Source organism: Acinetobacter sp. SH024, assembly GCF_000163635.1.
GTDB lineage: Bacteria > Pseudomonadota > Gammaproteobacteria > Pseudomonadales > Moraxellaceae > Acinetobacter > Acinetobacter pittii.
In genome coordinates this window covers 316,749-335,090 of record NZ_GG753603.1, presented here as the reverse complement: position 1 = coordinate 335,090, position 18,342 = coordinate 316,749, and the positions used below count along the sequence as shown (strand labels likewise).

The 18,342-nt window shown below is 39.4% G+C and carries 20 protein-coding genes and 2 pseudogenes; 9 read left to right on the top strand and 13 right to left on the bottom strand.

Going from position 1 to position 18,342, the window contains the following annotated elements; genetic code table 11:
- The first annotated feature begins 11 nt into the window (after positions 1–11).
- A complete protein-coding gene (locus HMPREF0013_RS20360; protein ID WP_005804553.1) occupies positions 12–1,043 on the top strand; it encodes a lipase secretion chaperone in 1,032 nt (343 codons plus the stop codon).
- 115 nt (positions 1,044–1,158) lie between these two features.
- Positions 1,159–2,100: a lipase family alpha/beta hydrolase gene (locus HMPREF0013_RS20355; RefSeq protein ID WP_078210319.1), complete on the top strand. Its 942-nt coding sequence runs from the start codon at positions 1,159–1,161 to the stop codon at positions 2,098–2,100.
- Between the two features lie 52 nt (positions 2,101–2,152).
- Here HMPREF0013_RS20355 and rplS read toward each other — a convergent pair whose 3' ends face one another.
- From rplS to ispH, 12 genes are all read right to left on the bottom strand, one after another.
- Entirely contained in the window at positions 2,153–2,521 is a 369-nt protein-coding gene (gene rplS, locus HMPREF0013_RS20350; RefSeq protein ID WP_002116654.1) for a 50S ribosomal protein L19, read from the bottom strand.
- A gap of 219 nt (positions 2,522–2,740) precedes the next feature.
- Positions 2,741–3,496: a tRNA (guanosine(37)-N1)-methyltransferase TrmD gene (gene trmD / locus HMPREF0013_RS20345; protein WP_002116964.1), complete on the bottom strand. Its 756-nt coding sequence runs from the start codon at positions 3,494–3,496 to the stop codon at positions 2,741–2,743.
- Between the two features lie 42 nt (positions 3,497–3,538).
- Positions 3,539–4,087: a ribosome maturation factor RimM gene (rimM, locus tag HMPREF0013_RS20340; protein ID WP_002116736.1), complete on the bottom strand. Its 549-nt coding sequence runs from the start codon at positions 4,085–4,087 to the stop codon at positions 3,539–3,541.
- A 19-nt stretch (positions 4,088–4,106) separates the two neighbouring features.
- Complete coding sequence (rpsP, locus tag HMPREF0013_RS20335) at positions 4,107–4,358, bottom strand: 30S ribosomal protein S16 (protein WP_000260334.1); 252 nt, start codon at positions 4,356–4,358, stop codon at positions 4,107–4,109.
- A 147-nt stretch (positions 4,359–4,505) separates the two neighbouring features.
- Entirely contained in the window at positions 4,506–4,931 is a 426-nt protein-coding gene (locus HMPREF0013_RS20330) for a type IV pilin protein (RefSeq protein ID WP_025464177.1), read from the bottom strand.
- The gene (locus tag HMPREF0013_RS20325; protein WP_005804550.1) at positions 4,928–5,410 is read right to left on the bottom strand and encodes a type IV pilin protein; all 483 of its coding nucleotides are present in this window, start codon (positions 5,408–5,410) and stop codon (positions 4,928–4,930) included. Before HMPREF0013_RS20325 ends, HMPREF0013_RS20330 begins: the two co-directional genes overlap by 4 nt.
- 10 nt (positions 5,411–5,420) lie before the next feature.
- Complete coding sequence (locus tag HMPREF0013_RS20320) at positions 5,421–9,275, bottom strand: PilC/PilY family type IV pilus protein (protein WP_005804549.1); 3,855 nt, start codon at positions 9,273–9,275, stop codon at positions 5,421–5,423.
- 11 nt (positions 9,276–9,286) lie between these two features.
- Positions 9,287–10,096 (bottom strand): PilX N-terminal domain-containing pilus assembly protein, encoded by an 810-nt coding sequence (locus tag HMPREF0013_RS20315; RefSeq protein WP_005067126.1) that lies wholly within the window; start codon positions 10,094–10,096, stop codon positions 9,287–9,289.
- Entirely contained in the window at positions 10,093–11,094 is a 1,002-nt protein-coding gene (locus HMPREF0013_RS20310; RefSeq protein WP_005804547.1) for a PilW family protein, read from the bottom strand. The genes HMPREF0013_RS20315 and HMPREF0013_RS20310 overlap by 4 nt, the downstream gene beginning before the upstream one ends.
- Positions 11,094–11,654, bottom strand: coding sequence for a type IV pilus modification protein PilV (pilV, locus tag HMPREF0013_RS20305; RefSeq protein ID WP_078210318.1), 561 nt, complete (start codon positions 11,652–11,654; stop codon positions 11,094–11,096). The genes HMPREF0013_RS20310 and pilV overlap by 1 nt, the downstream gene beginning before the upstream one ends.
- Positions 11,648–12,121 carry a pilus assembly FimT family protein gene (locus tag HMPREF0013_RS20300; protein ID WP_005804545.1) on the bottom strand — a complete coding sequence of 158 codons (474 nt, stop codon included), beginning with the start codon at positions 12,119–12,121 and terminating at the stop codon, positions 11,648–11,650. The genes pilV and HMPREF0013_RS20300 overlap by 7 nt, the downstream gene beginning before the upstream one ends.
- A gap of 169 nt (positions 12,122–12,290) precedes the next feature.
- Positions 12,291–13,241, bottom strand: coding sequence for a 4-hydroxy-3-methylbut-2-enyl diphosphate reductase (ispH, locus tag HMPREF0013_RS20295; RefSeq protein WP_002116992.1), 951 nt, complete (start codon positions 13,239–13,241; stop codon positions 12,291–12,293).
- 122 nt (positions 13,242–13,363) lie between these two features.
- Between ispH and gmk the strand changes: the two genes are divergently transcribed.
- The 5 genes and pseudogenes from gmk to HMPREF0013_RS20275 all read left to right on the top strand — a co-directional run bounded on the left by gmk (position 13,364) and on the right by HMPREF0013_RS20275 (position 17,189).
- Positions 13,364–13,993: a guanylate kinase gene (gmk, locus tag HMPREF0013_RS20290; protein WP_005804544.1), complete on the top strand. Its 630-nt coding sequence runs from the start codon at positions 13,364–13,366 to the stop codon at positions 13,991–13,993.
- Positions 13,994–14,065: 72 nt separating this feature from the next.
- Positions 14,066–14,344 (top strand): DNA-directed RNA polymerase subunit omega, encoded by a 279-nt coding sequence (gene rpoZ / locus HMPREF0013_RS20285; protein ID WP_002116990.1) that lies wholly within the window; start codon positions 14,066–14,068, stop codon positions 14,342–14,344.
- A 71-nt stretch (positions 14,345–14,415) separates the two neighbouring features.
- Positions 14,416–14,538, top strand: a pseudogene (locus HMPREF0013_RS25010) (hypothetical protein).
- Between the two features lie 15 nt (positions 14,539–14,553).
- A complete protein-coding gene (locus HMPREF0013_RS20280) occupies positions 14,554–16,659 on the top strand; it encodes a RelA/SpoT family protein (RefSeq protein WP_002116807.1) in 2,106 nt (701 codons plus the stop codon).
- Between the two features lie 146 nt (positions 16,660–16,805).
- Positions 16,806–17,189, top strand: a complete 384-nt coding sequence (locus tag HMPREF0013_RS20275; protein WP_002116996.1) for a RidA family protein — start codon at positions 16,806–16,808, stop codon at positions 17,187–17,189.
- Here HMPREF0013_RS20275 and HMPREF0013_RS25005 read toward each other — a convergent pair.
- Positions 17,179–17,306, bottom strand: a pseudogene (locus HMPREF0013_RS25005) (hypothetical protein). The gene HMPREF0013_RS20275 and the pseudogene HMPREF0013_RS25005 overlap by 11 nt on opposite strands.
- A gap of 102 nt (positions 17,307–17,408) precedes the next feature.
- Between HMPREF0013_RS25005 and HMPREF0013_RS20270 the strand changes: the two are divergent.
- A complete protein-coding gene (locus tag HMPREF0013_RS20270) occupies positions 17,409–17,603 on the top strand; it encodes a bacterioferritin-associated ferredoxin (RefSeq protein WP_000289091.1) in 195 nt (64 codons plus the stop codon).
- Positions 17,604–17,846: 243 nt separating this feature from the next.
- Positions 17,847–18,311, top strand: a complete 465-nt coding sequence (gene bfr, locus HMPREF0013_RS20265) for a heteropolymeric bacterioferritin subunit Bfr (protein WP_002117082.1) — start codon at positions 17,847–17,849, stop codon at positions 18,309–18,311.
- Positions 18,312–18,342 lie beyond the last annotated feature (31 nt).

The window sequence follows — 18,342 nt, the reverse complement described above, 5'->3', positions numbered from 1 at the left end:
AAGATATCTTTATGCAAGGGATGCAGAAGAAGGTATTGTGGTGCGTGCTCGGATTTTTTATTTTGGGCCTCATTGCATGTGTGTATTGGCTAAGCCCAGAATCAAAAAATACATCGACTCAACTAAATCAGAACGAAGCTAAAAGCTTAGCATCTATTCCACCTACAAATCATTCATCGCTAAATGCAGATGCTTACCATAGTAAAAGTCAGCAAGATACTGAAGTTAACTGTCAGTTAAAAATTGATAGTACCCAACATTTGGTCGTTAACAGTCAAACACGCGACTGCTTTGAATATTTTATTACCCAATATGGAGAAAATGATTTAGAGCAAATTAAAAATCACTTTGGACAATTTATTCAGGGAAAATATTTAGAACCAGCTCGCTCACAGATTCTGGATTTATGGACCCGCTACTTAAAATACCGTGAACAGCTTGCTCAAATCCAAACACCTCCATCAAAACAACAAGATAAAAATTATTTTCAAAAGATTTTTAATTCAATTCAAGATTTAAGAAAACGTTTCTTTTCGGCCGCTGAAATTGATGGACTCTTCTCAACCGAAGATATCTATCAGAACTATACGCTTGATCGTATGCAAATACTTGAGGACTCATCTTTAAGCGAAATTGAAAAGGCTCAAAAACTTAAAGAACGCTTTGAACAACTACCAGAAGACTGGCAACAAAACCTACAAGAGCTCTCAAAACTTGATGATTTACATGCACTGACCAAACAAATTAAAGCTCGTCATGGTTCTGCAGAAGAACTTAGACAAATGCGTACAGCACTTGTTGGAGCCGAGGCGACTCAACGATTAGAAACTTTAGATACACAGCGTAGTGCTTGGCAGCAAAGGGTCACAAGTTACTTGAGTGGACGAGATGAAATTATTAAAAGCAATATGAGCGATAGTGCTAAAAACCAAGCCATACAACAATTACGCCAACAACAATTTAACTCATCACAAGAACAATTAAGACTTCGAACTTTTGAAACGGTCCATGATCAGGGAGGTGAACTGCCATTTAATTATTAAGCCTTTTCTTTTAGGAACTGGCTAAACAAGCACTAGCAGTAAGAAGCTGCTTTTCATACAAAATAAAAATAGTGAGTAAAAAATGAAAAGGAAGTTAACGTTTTTTTGCACTGCAATGCTCTCAGGACTGAGTATTTCAGCGGCCCATGCAACAAATGCTGAACAAGTTAAAAACTCGTTCGTCTATTCATCTTATGCACAAACCAAATATCCACTGGTTTTTAACCACGGTATGGCGGGTTTTAACCGAGTTGGGACAGATACACTTGGTCTCGATTACTGGTACCAAATCCTTCCGGATCTTGCTCGTAATGGAGGAAATGTCTGGGCCACCAGAGTGTCACCTTTTAACTCAACAGAAGTGCGTGGTGAACAACTTGCCCAGCAAGTAGAAGAGATTATTGCCATTACTGGTAAGCCTAAAGTCAACTTAATCGGTCATAGCCATGGGGGCCCGACAATTTGCTATGTGGCCGGTATCATGCCAGAGAAAGTTGCCTCACTCACTACGATAGGTGCACCTCATAAAGGATCACCAATGGCAGATGTGATCCTGAATGTTGAGGGTACTCCTCTGTCTGGACTGGCAACGTTAGTAAACTGGTTTTCAGCAGCCATTACTTGGGCAGGAGGCCTAGACCCAACAAGCTATCCGCATGACTCTTTAGCAGGTGCTCATAGCTTATCAACTCAAGGTTCAGCTCAATTTAATGCTCAATTCCCTATGGGTGTACCAACTACTTCTTGTGGTGAAGGGACATATCAAGAGAAAGGTATTTATATGTATTCTTTCTCGGGGAATAAAGCGCTGACCAACCCATTAGATCCATTTGATATTGCGCTTACAGGCAGTAGTCTAGTAGTCGATCCATTTGGTGATAATGATGGACTTGTTTCCCGATGCAGTGCCAAATTTGGTAAAACAATTCGTGATGATTACAACTGGAATCATTTAGATGAAGTGAACCAAGTACTTGGTATACGTTCTATTTTCGCTTCCGATCCTGTATCAGTTTATCGTCAACACGCAAACCGTTTGAAACTTCAAGGACTATAGTTTTTAAACAAAAAAATGCGCCAAAAGGCGCATTTTTTTACTCGCTATAAGCTTACGCTTTACGAGCTGGTAATTTTTCACGAATACGTGCAGCTTTACCAGACAAGTCACGAAGATAGTAAAGTTTAGCACGACGAACGTCACCACGACGTTTCACTTCGATTTTAGCAACAACTGGTGAGTGAGTTTGGAATACACGCTCAACACCAACACCGCTAGAAATTTTACGTACTGTGAATGCAGAGTTCAAACCACGGTTTTTCTTAGCGATTACAACACCTTCAAATGCTTGAAGACGTTCACGATCACCCTCTTTTACTTTTACTTGAACGATGACAGTGTCACCAGGAGCAAAAGCAGGGATATCAGATTTTAACTGTGCATTTTCAACAGCTTGAACTAAAGGATGTTTACCACTCATTGTGGGAATCTCCAATATGTGCGGAGTCAGAAGAGGTCTGAATTTCCGCTGGGGATAGAGGCTAAAGCGCATATCAACCCGTTTATCTTTCCCTTTACGACAATATGTCTATAAAGAGCCTTTAAATTTACATAAAACTATTCATTAAATAGAATTATGCTTTAACTCGAAGCATTGCTTCTCGTCTTGTTGCAGAACTTTCGTTCTTGAGAATAACGATTAAGAGTTACCGTTATTCACTTGCGTATCTTTTAGCCATTTTTTTTGCTGCTTAGTCAACTCAACCTTTTCGACCAACTCTGGTCGGCGCTCTAGAGTTCTTTGATATCGCTGCAAAAAACGCCATTTTTCAATATTGCCATGATGTCCAGATTTTAATACCTCTGGCACATCCAGCCCTTCAAAATGGTCAGGCTTTGTATATTGTGGACAATCTAAAAGACCATCAACAAAAGAATCTTGTACTGCTGATTGTTCATCTGACATTACATTCGGCAAACGGCGAATAATACTGTCAAGTAACACCATAGCGGGCAGTTCACCACCAGATAAAACATAATCACCAATTGACCATTCTTGATCAACATAATGCTGGATCAAACGTTCATCGACTCCTTCATAACGTCCACACAGTACAATTAAGCCGTCATAATCAACAAACTGCTGTACTGCCTGTTCATTTAAGGTTTTGCCTTGTGGGGACATATACACCACAGGGACATGAACATGTCCTGCTTGTGAGGCAAGCTGTTTGGCATGTGCAATTGCTTTCGCCAAAGGCTCAGCCATCATCACCATACCTGGGCCGCCACCAAATGGACGTTCATCCACTCTTCTGTAGTTTCCCTCAGCAAAATCACGAGGATTAATACAAGTGACTTGTACAATATCTCGCTTTGCCGCACGTCCGCTGATGCCGTAGGCTGTAATCGCTTCAAACATTTCAGGAAAAAGCGTAATGACTGCAAAAAACATCACAGACTCCTCTATTTTCCTGCTGTATTAATCCTAAAAGGATTAATAATCTACGCCCCAATTGACGTAAATACGACCAGCTTCAAGATCAACACGTTGTACTACATCTTTATGCCAAGGAATCATGCGCTCTTCTGAATCAATGCTGTCTGGGGTAGCATGGACCACCATCACATCATTAGCTCCAGTTTCAAACAACTCATGAATTTTCCCTAAGTTTACTTCCTGTTCTTCTTCATCAAGACCTAATACAGTTAAGCCCTTTAAATCTGACCAGTAGTATTCATCTACATCTGCTTTTGGCAGTTGAGACTTAGCAATCCAGATATTAGCGCCAACCAAGCTTTCCGCCCCAGTGCGATCACTCACACCTTTCAACGCAACAACTAGGCCTTTGCCATGTGGTTTCCAACGTTTTACATCTATTGTTTGCCAACCGGCCTTGGTCTCAATGTACCAAGGCAGGTAGTCAAACATGTTGCTCATAGGTTCTGTATTTGAATACACCCAGAGCCACCCATTCAATCCATAAGCTGAACGTAACTGTCCAATCTGAATACGATCTTCGGGAACATTCTGTGTTGATGTCATGGGCTACCTACTACAAAAATTATGCAGTAGCTTTTTTAGCTTGAGCAGCTAAAGAAGCAACACGTTCAGAAGGTTGAGCACCTTGAGAAACCCAGTGAGCAAAACGGTCTGCGTCTAAACGAAGTTTTTCTGCTTGACCTTGTGCAGTCGGGTTAAAGAAACCGATACGCTCGATGAAACGACCATCACGTGCATTGCGGCTGTCAGTCACAACGATTTGATAGAATGGACGTTTTTTTGCGCCGCCACGTGCTAAACGAATAACAACCATGATAAAAGCCTTATAATTCTTACGGATTATCCCTGCACCGACCATCGGCAACACTTCAAACCCCTTTCATAGAGGGCGACATTCTACGTGATTTTCGCCCTGAAAGAAAGATTATTTTTTGAGTTATCCGCAGTTTTGAATTTAAAATTACTGTAGCCAATTTGATGTGGCAGATAATGCACAATCAGTTGCACCTTTTGTCCAAAATTTTTGCCCTTGATCATTAAGACAAATGATCCCATCACCAGCTTGAGAACTAGTAGCAATAGGTGTAGCAGTTAACACCCAGCTTGAATCAGTTATGCTAGCAAAAGCTAAGTTATATAGGGCTTGGCCTTGTTGAGGACTGACACTAGAACCATAAATCGAAGTAATCGTCGCATTCGACGGATAACGATTATGAACTACTTTTTCTGATTCTAATGTTTGGGCAATATTCATCATTTCAGATTGAACAGCTGTACGATGCCCTTTGCGTAAATACTGCAAATACGAAGGTGTCGCTATAGCTGCTAAAATTGCAATTATTGCTACTACAATCATGAGTTCTATTAAGGTAAAACCATTCTTCATTGCCAATTCTCACTATTTGTTTCACATACATTGCAAGTGACTGTTCCACCACAGTCATTATCAACAGCTGTAGCTGTTAAACTTTGGCAACGCAAACCTGAATTCTTAGCAATAAAATTAAAATTTCTTGAATCTGTAGTTGTCGCTTTAATGACCCATGTCTGCCCATTTGCAGCAGCATTCGTCAATAAATTTCCTGTCGTCGTATCATCACTAATTTCAATCGTATAACCACCCCGTGGCAAAGTTACAGATGTCGTAGTAAATCCTCTATAGGTAAAGTTCTTGGATTTATGCCGTTCCAACTGTTCTGCCAATTTTAGAATTTCACCTTTAGCAGCAGAGGCAGTCGCTCTGCGGCTATAACTTTGATATGAAGGGATAGCAATCGAAGCAAAAATAGCGACAATCACGATGACAACCATGAGCTCAATCAAGGTAACACCCTGATTAAACCGTTGGATATAGTATTTATTCATAAGTCATCCTTTAGCGATAACGCTCATACCAGCGCGCAGGAACTAAGTGACTTGTACATTGCCACTCGCCCGTTCCACTCTCGTTTCCAGACAGCTTTAATTTCCCACAACTATTAGTCGCAGGTGGGTTATCCTCCGTTGGTACAAATGTTACGCCACGAATACCGGAGCCAATAACGTTTTTATTACATTCGGAAGCTCCTACTGGGCAATTAGTACCAGTTTGTGTTTTGAATCCACTTCCATTCTCTTTATTTTGATCAATTGACCCATCAGAATTAAGGCAGGCGCCAAATGGTAAACAGAACGTCTGCTGGTCAGTTTCACCTACTACACGTGGTAAACATGGGTCTGCCGCTACAATGCCTGTTCCCTGCGGATCATAAACAGGCACAATTAAAGTCCCCGTAACGGCCATAGGTTCTTCAAAAGCTTTAAGACCTCCTTTAATACGGAAACTATTATTAGCTTTCTCTGTGCCATCGCTCATACTAGAAAGTGAGCGATACCAACCACTTTGCCCCACCCCAGTGTTTGGAAAGAAAATCTGTGCTACTCGTGTTTCCCCAGACCGTAAAATTTGTGGATTTTTTCGAAGCGTCAATCGAGTAATATCTTTTGTTTCAAGTTGGTTATCAGCTAAAGACATTAAATTCTTTTTGATAAAGTCTTTATCGATAATCCCATAGACATTGTTTACAGGTCTTCCGCTTAATGCGGTGCTCGGTGACATCCCCTCACGACCTGTAAGCGGATAAACATCTAAAGGTGTACTACGGTCACCTGAAGCAATACCGACAGTAATAAAAGTGCGGATTCCATAATCATGAATTGTCACTGTTGGCGGTTCATAAAAACGCGGCGCATTCCCAGCGGTATAGTCATTCGAAGCATCATAAGTTGAGTCATTTGTTGCTAAATTCGCTAATCGAACAACTCGAATACCGAAACTGCTATAAGTTGAATTTGTTTTTGTCTGGTTATTATTAAGATCGATACGGAAAATTTGCCCGCCTAAATCGCCAAAATATAAATGGTCTACCAAACCATCAGCATCTCGATCTAAGGTACTAATGCGACTAACAATACTGTGCTTCATATTAGAGTTATCTATATTAGAGCCTGTATCACTAGTCCACCATAAGCGTTCCCCAGTTTTAGCATCAATAATATAAACAGCATTCCCTTTTGCTTTTCCATTCGTAAAGCAAGAATTACTCAAGGTAATATTCGGGTTTTCATAACATTGGTCGTAGCCACCACCAACAATCATAACCCGTTTAATAACTCCGTTATAACGTATATTTGCAAGTACAGGTTTAGACCAACTCTGCCCCATGCGACTATAATCAGTTTGATCTGCTCCTACTCTAAACAGGAGCTTAGGTGAGACAGGATTTAAGACATTTAAGCCATAATAGCTGCTGCCACCCATTCGCATGCCACCATAAATATTCATTTGCTTTGCAGTTACTTTTGATACTGCTGAGCTACCGCTTCCCGTTGTAGTAATACTATATGCAGGGTCAGATACCCAAGCCCCATCCATACCGTGAGCAGGAGCTGAGGCATCACTTTGGCCAACCACTAAAGCTTTTGATGCAATTGGATCATTTAATATATCAGCCGGAACGAAAGCCATTTGTTCTACGCCAGTTGAAGCATCCACAAGATGCAGACCACCTTCCATCGTTCCATAGAGAATAGATTGTTCACGCGCAGATGTTAAATTCCCATTTTCATCTAATGTTCCATTATAGGTAAGCTGCACCGGTAAAGAATGAATACTACCGCCCATCGATAAATAGGGTTCATTCGATGTAACTAATGACGAAGGTAAAGTCGTAGCGCTAATATCAGTTGAGTAACCTAGATAATTTAATATTTTTAATTTCAAGCCAATCGGGAAAGCTTTTAAAATATCTTGTCCAGTTGATGCATTAAATTTTCCTAAAACATAACTTGCTGTATTAGCCACACTATCAAAAGGATTAGTTCCTTCTGGTGGAGTAGCTGGAATTTTTAGCAAATTAGTTCCAGAAGTCGATATTTTCGTTAAGCTACCATCTGCCGCAACAGCGGAAACATCAGTAAATAAGTTGCGGATTTTAGTTTGTACTGCGTAATAATATTTTGTGATATTTCCTTCTTCATCACGTGTTTCATTTTGTCCAGCAATTGGTAAAGGAACTTTTGCATATGAACCACCAAAAAAGACTTTACCTCCATCATTATAATTAGAGCTATTCCAATAATCTTTTGTACCCGTTCTAAATGCCCCAGTTGCGTTGTAAACCAACCCACCAGTATTAGCTTCAAAAGCACCAGCATTTGTTCCCGATAAAACAACATGATATTTCTTTAAATTTCCTCGCCATGTTAAGTAGGTGTTAGCTGGGTTTGGCTCAAAAGCACGTAAGTAACCATATTCCTGTAAATTTTTAGGATTTAGTGCATCATAAGGAACAGAGATAGCACCTGTGGTTAAGGGTTCTAAAGGAACTTTATCTAAGTTATTAATAAATGCGATAACACTATCTGTTACACCTTGCGCACTTTGGGTAGGGAAAAATCCTCCATTTCCATAACCAGGTGCAGCGACCGCATTTGTGGTCTGATTCGGCGAACAATTATCATCACTTTTACGATCAGATTGGGTTCTCGAACTTAAACGACAGGCATTTTTTACATCAGAAGAACTTAAACTAGAAAAGTCACTACCAAAACCGACAAATGCTGTTTGAATAGAAACTCCAGCTGGGTTTTTTGTTTTATCAAATAATCTTTTTGCAAATTCCCCCATACAGGCCCAACCAGAGTCTGCTGTCGTGTTAGACAAACCTCCAGAACAAGTAAAATTTGCTCCCAAAGTGCTGCCTAGGGCTGTCGACATGACAGTTGCCGAACGTGTATTTGTGGTATTGTTCGGTTCTCCATCTGATAAAAAGTAAATACCCTGCCCATCACAACTCTGGCGATTGGCCACTGCAGGCAAAGGAGATTGGTAAATGGCATTTAAATTAGAGGCATTTCTATCTACAACAATATTCGGATTGCTGGTTGTATCGTTTGATTTTGATTTTGGGATACCACTATCCGCATTTGCTACAGCATAATTAAAAGTGGTGTAGTAATAAGTATAAGAATAGGTCCAATCCGACGAAGTATCATAAGCAGTTGCCGCATCCACACCCGGATTAGAAGTTGACCAGTTACTCCAATAGTTATTAGAACGACAAGGTTGCCATAGATTTGTAGTATCGATTTGTGAATCGCGATAATTCGTACAATAAGAGTATTCCGTTCTATTATCAGATTTTCGCACACGCTTTATATAGCTATCTTTTCGAATGGCATAATTTGCCTCTGAATACGTCGTTGTGCCCATCAAATAAGCAGCAGCTTCCGCATAAGCATGTGCTGAAGGCGTTGACCCGCCAGCAGTTAAATTTGCAACAGCCTGTTTTAATTTATAACGTTGAGAACCCACTGTATTTAAAGTACTCGCATCACCTAAAGGAGCAGCAGCCACTAGAACCTGCCCACTTCGGCTATCACCATTTGCAGAGAAATTTCCCAAGCCCACACGAGTATCATTTAAAACAGGATTATTGCTGGCTAAAAAAGCATTCATACCATTTTTAAGCATAGCCAGACGGTTTTCGCCATAACTATTGTTGGTCATACTTCCTGATGTATCCAACATCATCACAATGGTTTTTTTACCAGCTGTAGGTGAAGCATAAATTTGTAAATCACTCGCCTGCACAACGGAGCTTGTCATTAGCCATGTAAAAGCAACTGAACTCGAACAGATGGCATACCATAAATTATTTGGCTTAAAATTCTTCAATTTTAGTTTCACGATATTCCCCGTTATGAACCTGGTGCCGTAATTTGAGTGAGTTTATTGGTATAGTTAAATTCTTGAACTTGAGTACTAAAAGGCACGTTATGATTTGCCAAACACTCCGCCAATGTTTGTTTAGCCGTTAATGCGGTATCAAAATTATCGCTAATTTTTGCCGAACTCGTGCTTAAACAATCTCTTTGTAAAGTTTCAATAGAGGTAGATGCATAGGCTGGCAAAAAAGCAGTTGTAATCACTCGAATACGTTGCGTAGACAACATGCTTTTAGGAAGTTGCGTACCTTCCGAGGTATTTGTTCCTCGTGGTAAATTTGAGCCTGGAATATCGCTAGCAGCATCTGTTGGAACACTTACAGCAACTTGGGTAACCACTGCTTGACGATTACTTCCATAGTCAGTTGTTAAATTGCAGAAACCCGCCACGCCGCCATCTTCGACAACCGCATTATTGGCGCTTCCTGCTCGAAGTAAACTTGCACCTCTGGTCTGAGCAAAATTTGTTGCTGTAGAAACAGGCTTATAACAAAAGTTGTATTCCGCTCCAGGATTACTTTCATGCTCTTTAAGCGCGGCACCAATCACATTAGTAATATTAGTTAGGGTGGTAGGATTCATCTGCACAATGAGTTCTAAAGGAGTGTCAGATGACTGAAAATTTAATTGGCTAACTTGGCTATTGGTAGCAACTTTTAAAGAAACAATAGCCACTCTTATTGCTAAAACGCCTACAGAAATAACAATCAATAAAATAATAAGCACAACAATAAGGGTTGCCCCTTTTTCCTTAGATCTACTCTTATGAATTAAATGGGTCATAGACTTTCCCCCATCGCGTTGCGTAGAGCAATTGTTAAGTTATAAGTGCGGCGTAAGAATCGAGTTGTATTATCAGAAGCATGCACGGTTTGATCTAACATAAAAAAAGATTGCTCAGGATCTATTGCTTTGCTTTGGGCATTATTAGTAGAGCGCGCTAATACAGATATTTGTATTGAAAGAATTCGTGGCGGCATCACAGATGGCGTGGCATCTCGGGCAGCCTGTGCAGCAGCGCGATATTGGGGAATGGTATAATAAGCAAAATTGCCAGCCGCATTTTTTGCACCAAACAGCACATGGAAATGATCAATACGCGGCAATACAATTTGACCAGCGTCGCCTAACCCAGCAACAGTGGTCGGTTGAGCTGTGGCTACAGCAGAGGGAGTATTTGCATCACATGCAAGTGCATAATCTTGCTGGGAACTACCATTGCTATCCAGACGTAAAAAATAACGCTCTACAATTAAATCACCTGCAAGTACATTTACACCTTCACAATTGGTCATATTCGTAGGTGCAATAAATTGGATAGTCAGCTGATCACTTTGCACAGCAGCATCTGAACTGTTCTGTATATTTGAAAGACCTTTCCAGTGATTACTCACAGTACTCACCGTATCCCCTGCACCACGACTAAGTAATGTGTCAGCAATATAAGTATTTGTTCCAACGTTAGGGACAAAATTAACATTGTTGTTATTGGTTGCAGTTGAAGCAGTTAATACAACACCGCCCCAAGGGGTCGTATCAGTTAATATTGGGTTGGTTACATTTCCATAATTTAGAAGGCGTATATCACGGGCAATATATTCCAAGCCAAAAATACCGCTATCTTGTATTTCAGCATTTGCTTTTTGTAGACGACTTGATAGAAGTCCACCAATAAATAATTGAGTTGCCGCGGCTACTAAAATTAGACCTAAAGCCAATGCAACCATCAGCTCAATTAATGTAAAGCCTCGTTGTTTCCATAATACAAATGAGTGAGCCATTAATATGCCTCCATCATTAAACAGTTCGAATTATTGACATAAACGCCATTTGTACTCATACAGCTCGACACATCCGCGCTCGTGACTCCCTCATTTGTTGTAATTACTGGAGCGGTTTTTCCCCAAAAAACAAAAAGACATTGCCTCTGCTGGGCCATCGTGCTTGTAACCCCTGGGCAATTTGTCATTGTGATTTTCATGCCAAGTTGATCAGCATTTTTTGCTGCTTGATATGCATCAAATTGGGCAAGCTGAGAAGGTGTACAAGCTGTATTGAAACACAACGTAGGAGCTGCGGTGGTAGATGAATAATTGCTATAACTACGGACAAATGCGGGATACTGACTAGCTTGAGAACTATTTACGCGAATGTTTTCTGCTAATCCTCTCATGATCATAATCGCTTGAGATTTGCTTAATGCCTCTGAAGAAGCATCCATAGCCCGAACTTGCAAGGCAACATATCCTAAAACCCCTATCGCAATTAAAATTAAGGCAACCAACACTTCTAATAAACCCACCCCGACTTGAGCTTTTTGTTTAGAACCCTGCATTAACATGTCTCCTCAGCTTTAAAAATTAATGTGCCAAGCTTTGTTAAAATAAGAATTTTCTTTTTATTTATTTTTGAATTACAGATAGATAAAATTGTGTCTTGGGTGATATTGGTTATTACCCCATTCGCATTAAAAGTTAAAGTCGTCGCTGTTAATGAACTCTGCGTACCATCAGCAGCGATATTTTTAAGTTCAAGACTGTTATTGGAATCAGCTTTCCAATTCAAGGAAGTGGGAGTATTTAAAGCTGTTGAATTCAGATTAATAGAAACGTCTTGTCGACCAAGTATGGCTTGGCTCTTTGCTTCCGATAAAGTATTGATTAGATCTCGTTGATTTCCATCTAGTCGTTTGCTTTCTAATAAATTCGACATAGATGGTGCAGCCATCATCGCGATAATAGCCATGACCGCAATCGTCACCATAAGCTCAACCAAGGTGAACCCGTCTTGCGGAATAATTCCCCTCATCCCCACACCCCAAATAAACTTTAAAATTTTTTATTTATTAATTAAATTTTACGTCTTATGTTTACAAAACAAATACAAAGCAGATAAAGGGTATAAAAAAACAGATAACTGTCATATCAACAATTATCTGTTTAAATTTTTAAAATCAGTATGTTAAATACATCACACTTTACGCTTGAGTCACATGAATGCGTAATTCTTTAGGAAGACTAAAAGTTATGTTCTCTTCACGCCCATCTAATTCTTTCGGTGCTTGAGCACCCCAATCTTGTAAACGTTGAATCACTTGTTTAATCAAAATTTCTGGCGCAGAGGCACCAGCAGTAACACCAATTTTACATGTCTCATTGAACCATGACTGCTCTAACTGATCAGCATTATCTACAAGGTAAGCGGCTTTACCCATACGCTCTGCAAGCTCACGTAATCGATTTGAGTTTGATGAGTTAGGTGAACCTACAACTAAAACCACATCACACTTTTCAGCTAAATCACGCACAGCATCTTGTCTGTTTTGAGTTGCGTAGCAAATATCATCTTTACGCGGACCTTGAATATGCGGAAATTTTGCACGCAAAGCATCAATAACTTTAGCTGTATCATCAATAGAAAGCGTTGTTTGTGTTACGAAAGCAAGTTTTTCAGGATGTCGTACGGTAAGTGCAGCAACATCTTCTTCATCTTCAACCAGATAAATATCACCGCCTTTTAATTTGTCATATTGCCCCATTGTACCTTCGACTTCCGGGTGCCCTTCATGACCAATTAAAATAGCTTCAGTACCTTCACGCGCATATTTAGTCACTTCAATATGTACTTTAGTCACCAATGGACAAGTCGCATCGAAAACTTTTAAGCCTCGACGCTCTGCTTCTTGCTGAACTGCTTTTGAAACACCATGCGCACTGAAAATTACAATAGAATCATCTGGCACTTGGTCCAGCTCATCAACGAAAACAGCCCCTCTTTGACGCAGGTCATCTACCACAAATTTATTGTGTACAACTTCATGACGTACATAAATAGGAGGATTGAAACATTCTAAAGCCCGATTGACGATTGCTATGGCTCGATCAACACCGGCACAAAAACCACGCGGATTAGCTAACACAATTTCCATAACAGCCTCAAAATTAATAAAACAGGGGAATTTCTCTTGAATATTTGCAATTAAAACTATTCAGTTTAAACGCACGGTACACTACAATAGCGAAGATATTTTATCATATCAGGAAAAATATCATGTCGGGTCTATTGTTTGTCGTTTCTGCTGCATCAGGAACGGGCAAAACATCTTTGGTAAAAGCCCTGCTTGACCGTGTGAGCAATTTACATGTTTCAGTCTCACATACAACCCGAGGTCAACGTCCCGGTGAGTTAGATGGTGTTCACTATCACTTCACTACAAAAGATGAATTTCTAGACCAAGTCAACCATGATGGTTTTATCGAATACGCTGAAGTATTTGGTAACTACTATGGCACTTCTCAAGCTACGGTAAAACAACAGTTAGCTCAAGGACACGATGTCTTACTTGAAATTGATTGGCAAGGTGCAGAACAAGTCCGCAAGCTTTTCCCTGAATCCAAGCAAATATTTATTTTACCTCCAACTCAATTTGATCTACGTCAGCGTTTATCTAATCGCGGCACTGACTCAGTTGAAGTCATTGAGCATCGTTTAAGCTGTGCAGTAGAAGATATGCAGCACTACACGAACTTTGATTACATCATTATTAATGATGATTTTAATAAAGCCTTACATGAGCTTGAAGCTGTAATTACAGCAAACCGTTTGGTGCTATCTCAGCAAGCAAAACGTCATCAAGCTTTAATTCAGGACTTGATTACTCCTCAACCAAAACAGGAATAACTTGAGTCTAGATCGAAAGCCTTTTATACTATTTAGTCTGTTCAAATTCACCATTCCAAAACGAGAACTTTTATGGCACGCGTCACCGTTGAAGATTGTTTAGATCATGTAGACAACCGTTTTGAGCTTGTGCTCGTTGCAAGTAAACGTGCTCGTCAATTGGCACGTCAAGGCATGGAGCCAACTGTAGAATGGGATAACGACAAACCGACTGTAGTTTCTTTGCGCGAAATCGCGGCAGGGCACGTTACGAAAGAAATCCTTAAACAACGTGAGCAAGATTACCAAACTTCTAGTCTTGATCTTGCCCTTTCTACAAACAGCTTGAATTTAGAAGGTTTTTCTTTCTAATTCACCCTGTTTCATAAAAAAACCATCGTTTTTCTGCGATGGTTTTTTATTTGGCTTTGTCCCATATTTAAATATATTGAGAAAAGCAATTATTTTCATTGAAAAAAAAATACACTTTTTCAAATGAAAAAATTGACAAGTTCCGCAATATGCTTTTCATTAAGAAGCAGATAGATTTAGTTTTTCAGCAATAGGAAAAAGGGTGATTTATGCCAGGCGAAGAGGTCAGCCAAGCCAAGCAACAGCTCAAATTAATTATCGACCCTTACTTATCGGTAAGTGAAGTCGAAAAAGTGCTTGCTGCCTGCGATTTTGCCGATCTAGCGCACACTGGCATTACGCGTAAAAGTGGCGAACCCTATATTTTGCATCCGATTGCGGTAAGCTGCATTCTTGCAAACATGCGTTTAGATGCTGAAACTTTAATGGCAGCACTTTTGCATGATGTTATTGAAGATACTCAATATACAAAAGAAGATATTATTGAGAAGTTTGGCCTAACAGTTGCAGAGCTAGTTGATGGTGTAACCAAACTTAGCCAATCAAGCGATAAAGAATATAACAAGGCAGCTTCATTCCGAAAAATCTTGCAAGCGACCTTACAAGATCCACGTGTCATCATTATTAAATTAGCAGATCGCTATCATAATATGACCACTTTAGGTGCTTTACGTCCAGATAAACGTGCCCGCATTGCTCAAGAAACTTTTGATATATTTGTACCGATGGCAAGATTAGTCGGCATGAATGAAATGGGCGATAATCTAGAGAATCTTTGTTATCAAAACCTTGACCTTGATATGTTTGATAACGTTCAAAATGCTCTGCTTCAAACAAAGCCCGAACGCTGTAAATATCAAAGTATCTGGGAACAAAACCTCGCTGAACTTCTGCATAATTATCATATTCAAGGCCGTATTAAGAAGAAAAATAACAATATCGAATTATTACGCCATTTCGTTAAAAACGAGATGGATCTCCAAGAGCTTACTCATAGTCATGCTTTTGAAATTGTTCTACAAAGCATTGCCGACTGTGACCGCTTAGAAGAAGCATTAAGAGAAAATTTTCAGGTTATCCAGTACCAAGACCATATTCGTCGCCCACTACCTGGCGGTAATCAGTCTTTACTGATAAAGCTTAAAGGCGAAAAAACAACACTATCTCTTACCATTCAAACCGAGCTCATGCGTAAAGCTGCCCGTTTTGGGGTAGTGTTAGGTGAAAATGCGCCGCAAACTTGCCGCTCCGCCATTCAGGCTTCAATGCAGAACTTAAATACATTGATTGACGGTGAATGTGCTAAAACAACTTTTAATGATTTGCTTGATTATCTACACCAAGAAAAAATCTGGGTATATACACCACACGGTCAACTGCATGAGCTACCGCAAGGCGCTACCGTAGTTGATTTTGCTTATTCAGCAAGCTTATTTTTAGGTAACCATGCGGTTGGTGCAAAAGTCGATGGAGAGATTAAACCACTCTCTACACCATTAGTTAGCGGTCAGGTTATCGAGATTATTACGGATGTTTTGGCAACACCAAATCCAGACTGGCTAAGTTTTATTAATACGCAGAAAGCTCGTCGTGCATTACAGCATGTACTAAAAGATCAAGATATCGAAGAACAACGTCTAGTTGGTGCACAAGCGCTTTCTAGAGCACTGAAACTCTTTAATCGTTCAATCAATGATCTTTCTGAAGCTGACTGGTTAGATCTATTGCAATGGCGTCACATCGATAATAAAAATACATTGTTTGAACAAATTGCGGTTGGCGATTTACTACCTCAACTTGTAGCAAACCACCTGTTTGCTCATGATAAACATCCGCAAGTGGAAAACTCAGATCGACTTATTCAAAGTACTGAAGGAGTTGACGTTAAATATGCACATTGTTGCAACCCTATTCTAGGCGATCCAATTCAAGGACATTTAACGCGTCGCGGGTTAATTGTTCATCGAATTCGCTGTCATAACTTATTACATGAACAACATCTACATCCTGAAAATATCATGCCGCTTCAATGGAAAGCAGATGATGTAGATGATGTACGTTTTACAGCCTACCTCGCTATTTATATGGCAATGAATGATGAACAGGTATCAGACCTTATCTATCAATGTCGTAAAAATAACGCTGGGGTAGAGATGGTTCACTCAAATGAGCAAAGAACTTTTGTGAATATTGTAGTGAATAACCGTAAACATATTGCAAAAGTCATTCGTGATTTACGCATGCACTATGGTTTCCCACGGATTGAACGTTTAGACGCTCCTGCTCCACAAATGGAAATTTCAAAAGTAAGTTAAATCTTTATAGAGACTATTGGTTATAAATTTTTGTTTCCTTAACAAAATCAAACTTTCCAAATTCACTTAATCAATTAAATCGATGATACTTTTGTCCAAAGCTATCATCGATTATGATGGAAATAGATTTAATCAAGGAGAACCAAATGTCCCGCCAAGTCATTCATACTGAAAATGCCCCTGCTGCTATCGGCACATACTCTCAAGCTATTTTAGTAGACAATACGCTATATCTTTCAGGGCAAATTGGTTTAGACCCATACAGTATGGAACTTGTAGAAGGTATCGAAGCTCAAATTCGCCGTGTATTTGATAATTTAAAAGCAGTTTGTGAAGCTGCTGGTGGTTCACTTGCAGATATTGCTAAGCTCAATATTTTTTTAACTGATCTATCAAATTTCCAACTCGTAAACCAAATTATGGGTGAATATTTTGCTCAGCCCTACCCTGCACGTGCAGCTCTTGGTGTAGCAAGCTTGCCAAAAGGCGCACTAGTGGAAATGGACGGAATTGTAATTATTAATCAATAAGATATAAATTTTCAAACTATCCAATTTTAAATATTTAGTTTTTAAAAAACGAACCACCTTGGCATAAAAATCTAAATTCTTTTTAGATTTCCGCTTAGGTGGTATTTTTTTATCCAAAATCCCAATAATGATAAATGAGATTTTAAATGAATTTCATTGACAAACGATAATAATTATCAATAATATCAATTATCGCATTTATATTTGGGGATCACTCCCATGTACGTTTGCTTGTGTCGTGGCATTACCGATCAGGATATTAAAGACGCTATTGAAAATGGCGCTGAAAGCTATCGTGAAATTCGCGATTTGCTTGATCTTGGTACATGCTGTGGACGCTGTGCACCAGAAGCTCGCGCTATTATTAGCGAAGAATTAGCAGAAATCGCTGCTCGCATTTCTGTAGCTGCATAATAAAAATTAATATTTAACAAAATTTATTGACTCCTCCACCGCTTTTTGCGGAACCTTTATAGTTCCTCATTCAAGCGGTTTTTTTTGACATAAAAACATCCTTTCTAATATTGTGTTGTTTTTGATTGCGATTTTCATTTGCTGTTCCATAAATTACTCGCCATCTCCATCATTGTTCACTAAAATGGATTTATAGATTGCCTTAATTAAGTTTGAGGCAGAAATTGTTTTGGAGTAGCTACAATGAAAGGCAATCGTGATGTCATTAATCAGCTCAATCAAGTGCTGTATCATCATTTAACTGCAATTAATCAATACTTTTTACATTCGCGCATGTTTAATGACTGGGGAGTCGAGCAGCTTGGCTCTGCTGAATATAAAGAATCAATTCGTCAAATGAAACATGCAGATAAAATCATTGAACGTATTTTATTTTTAGAAGGACTACCTAACCTTCAACATTTAGGCAAGCTTTATATTGGTCAACACACAGAAGAAGTTCTGCACTGTGACATTCGTAAAGTAAAAGAGAATATAGAAGCAATTCAAAAAGCGGTTGCTTTAGCTGAAACAGAGCAAGATTATGTCACTCGTGACCTTGTTCAAGAAATTCTAGAAAAAGAAGAAGAATACTGGGACTGGCTAGATACTCAAATTGATCTTATTGGCAATGTTGGTATTGAAAATTATATCCAGAGCCAAATGTAATTTCTCATAAAAAANCTCTACTACGTAGTTA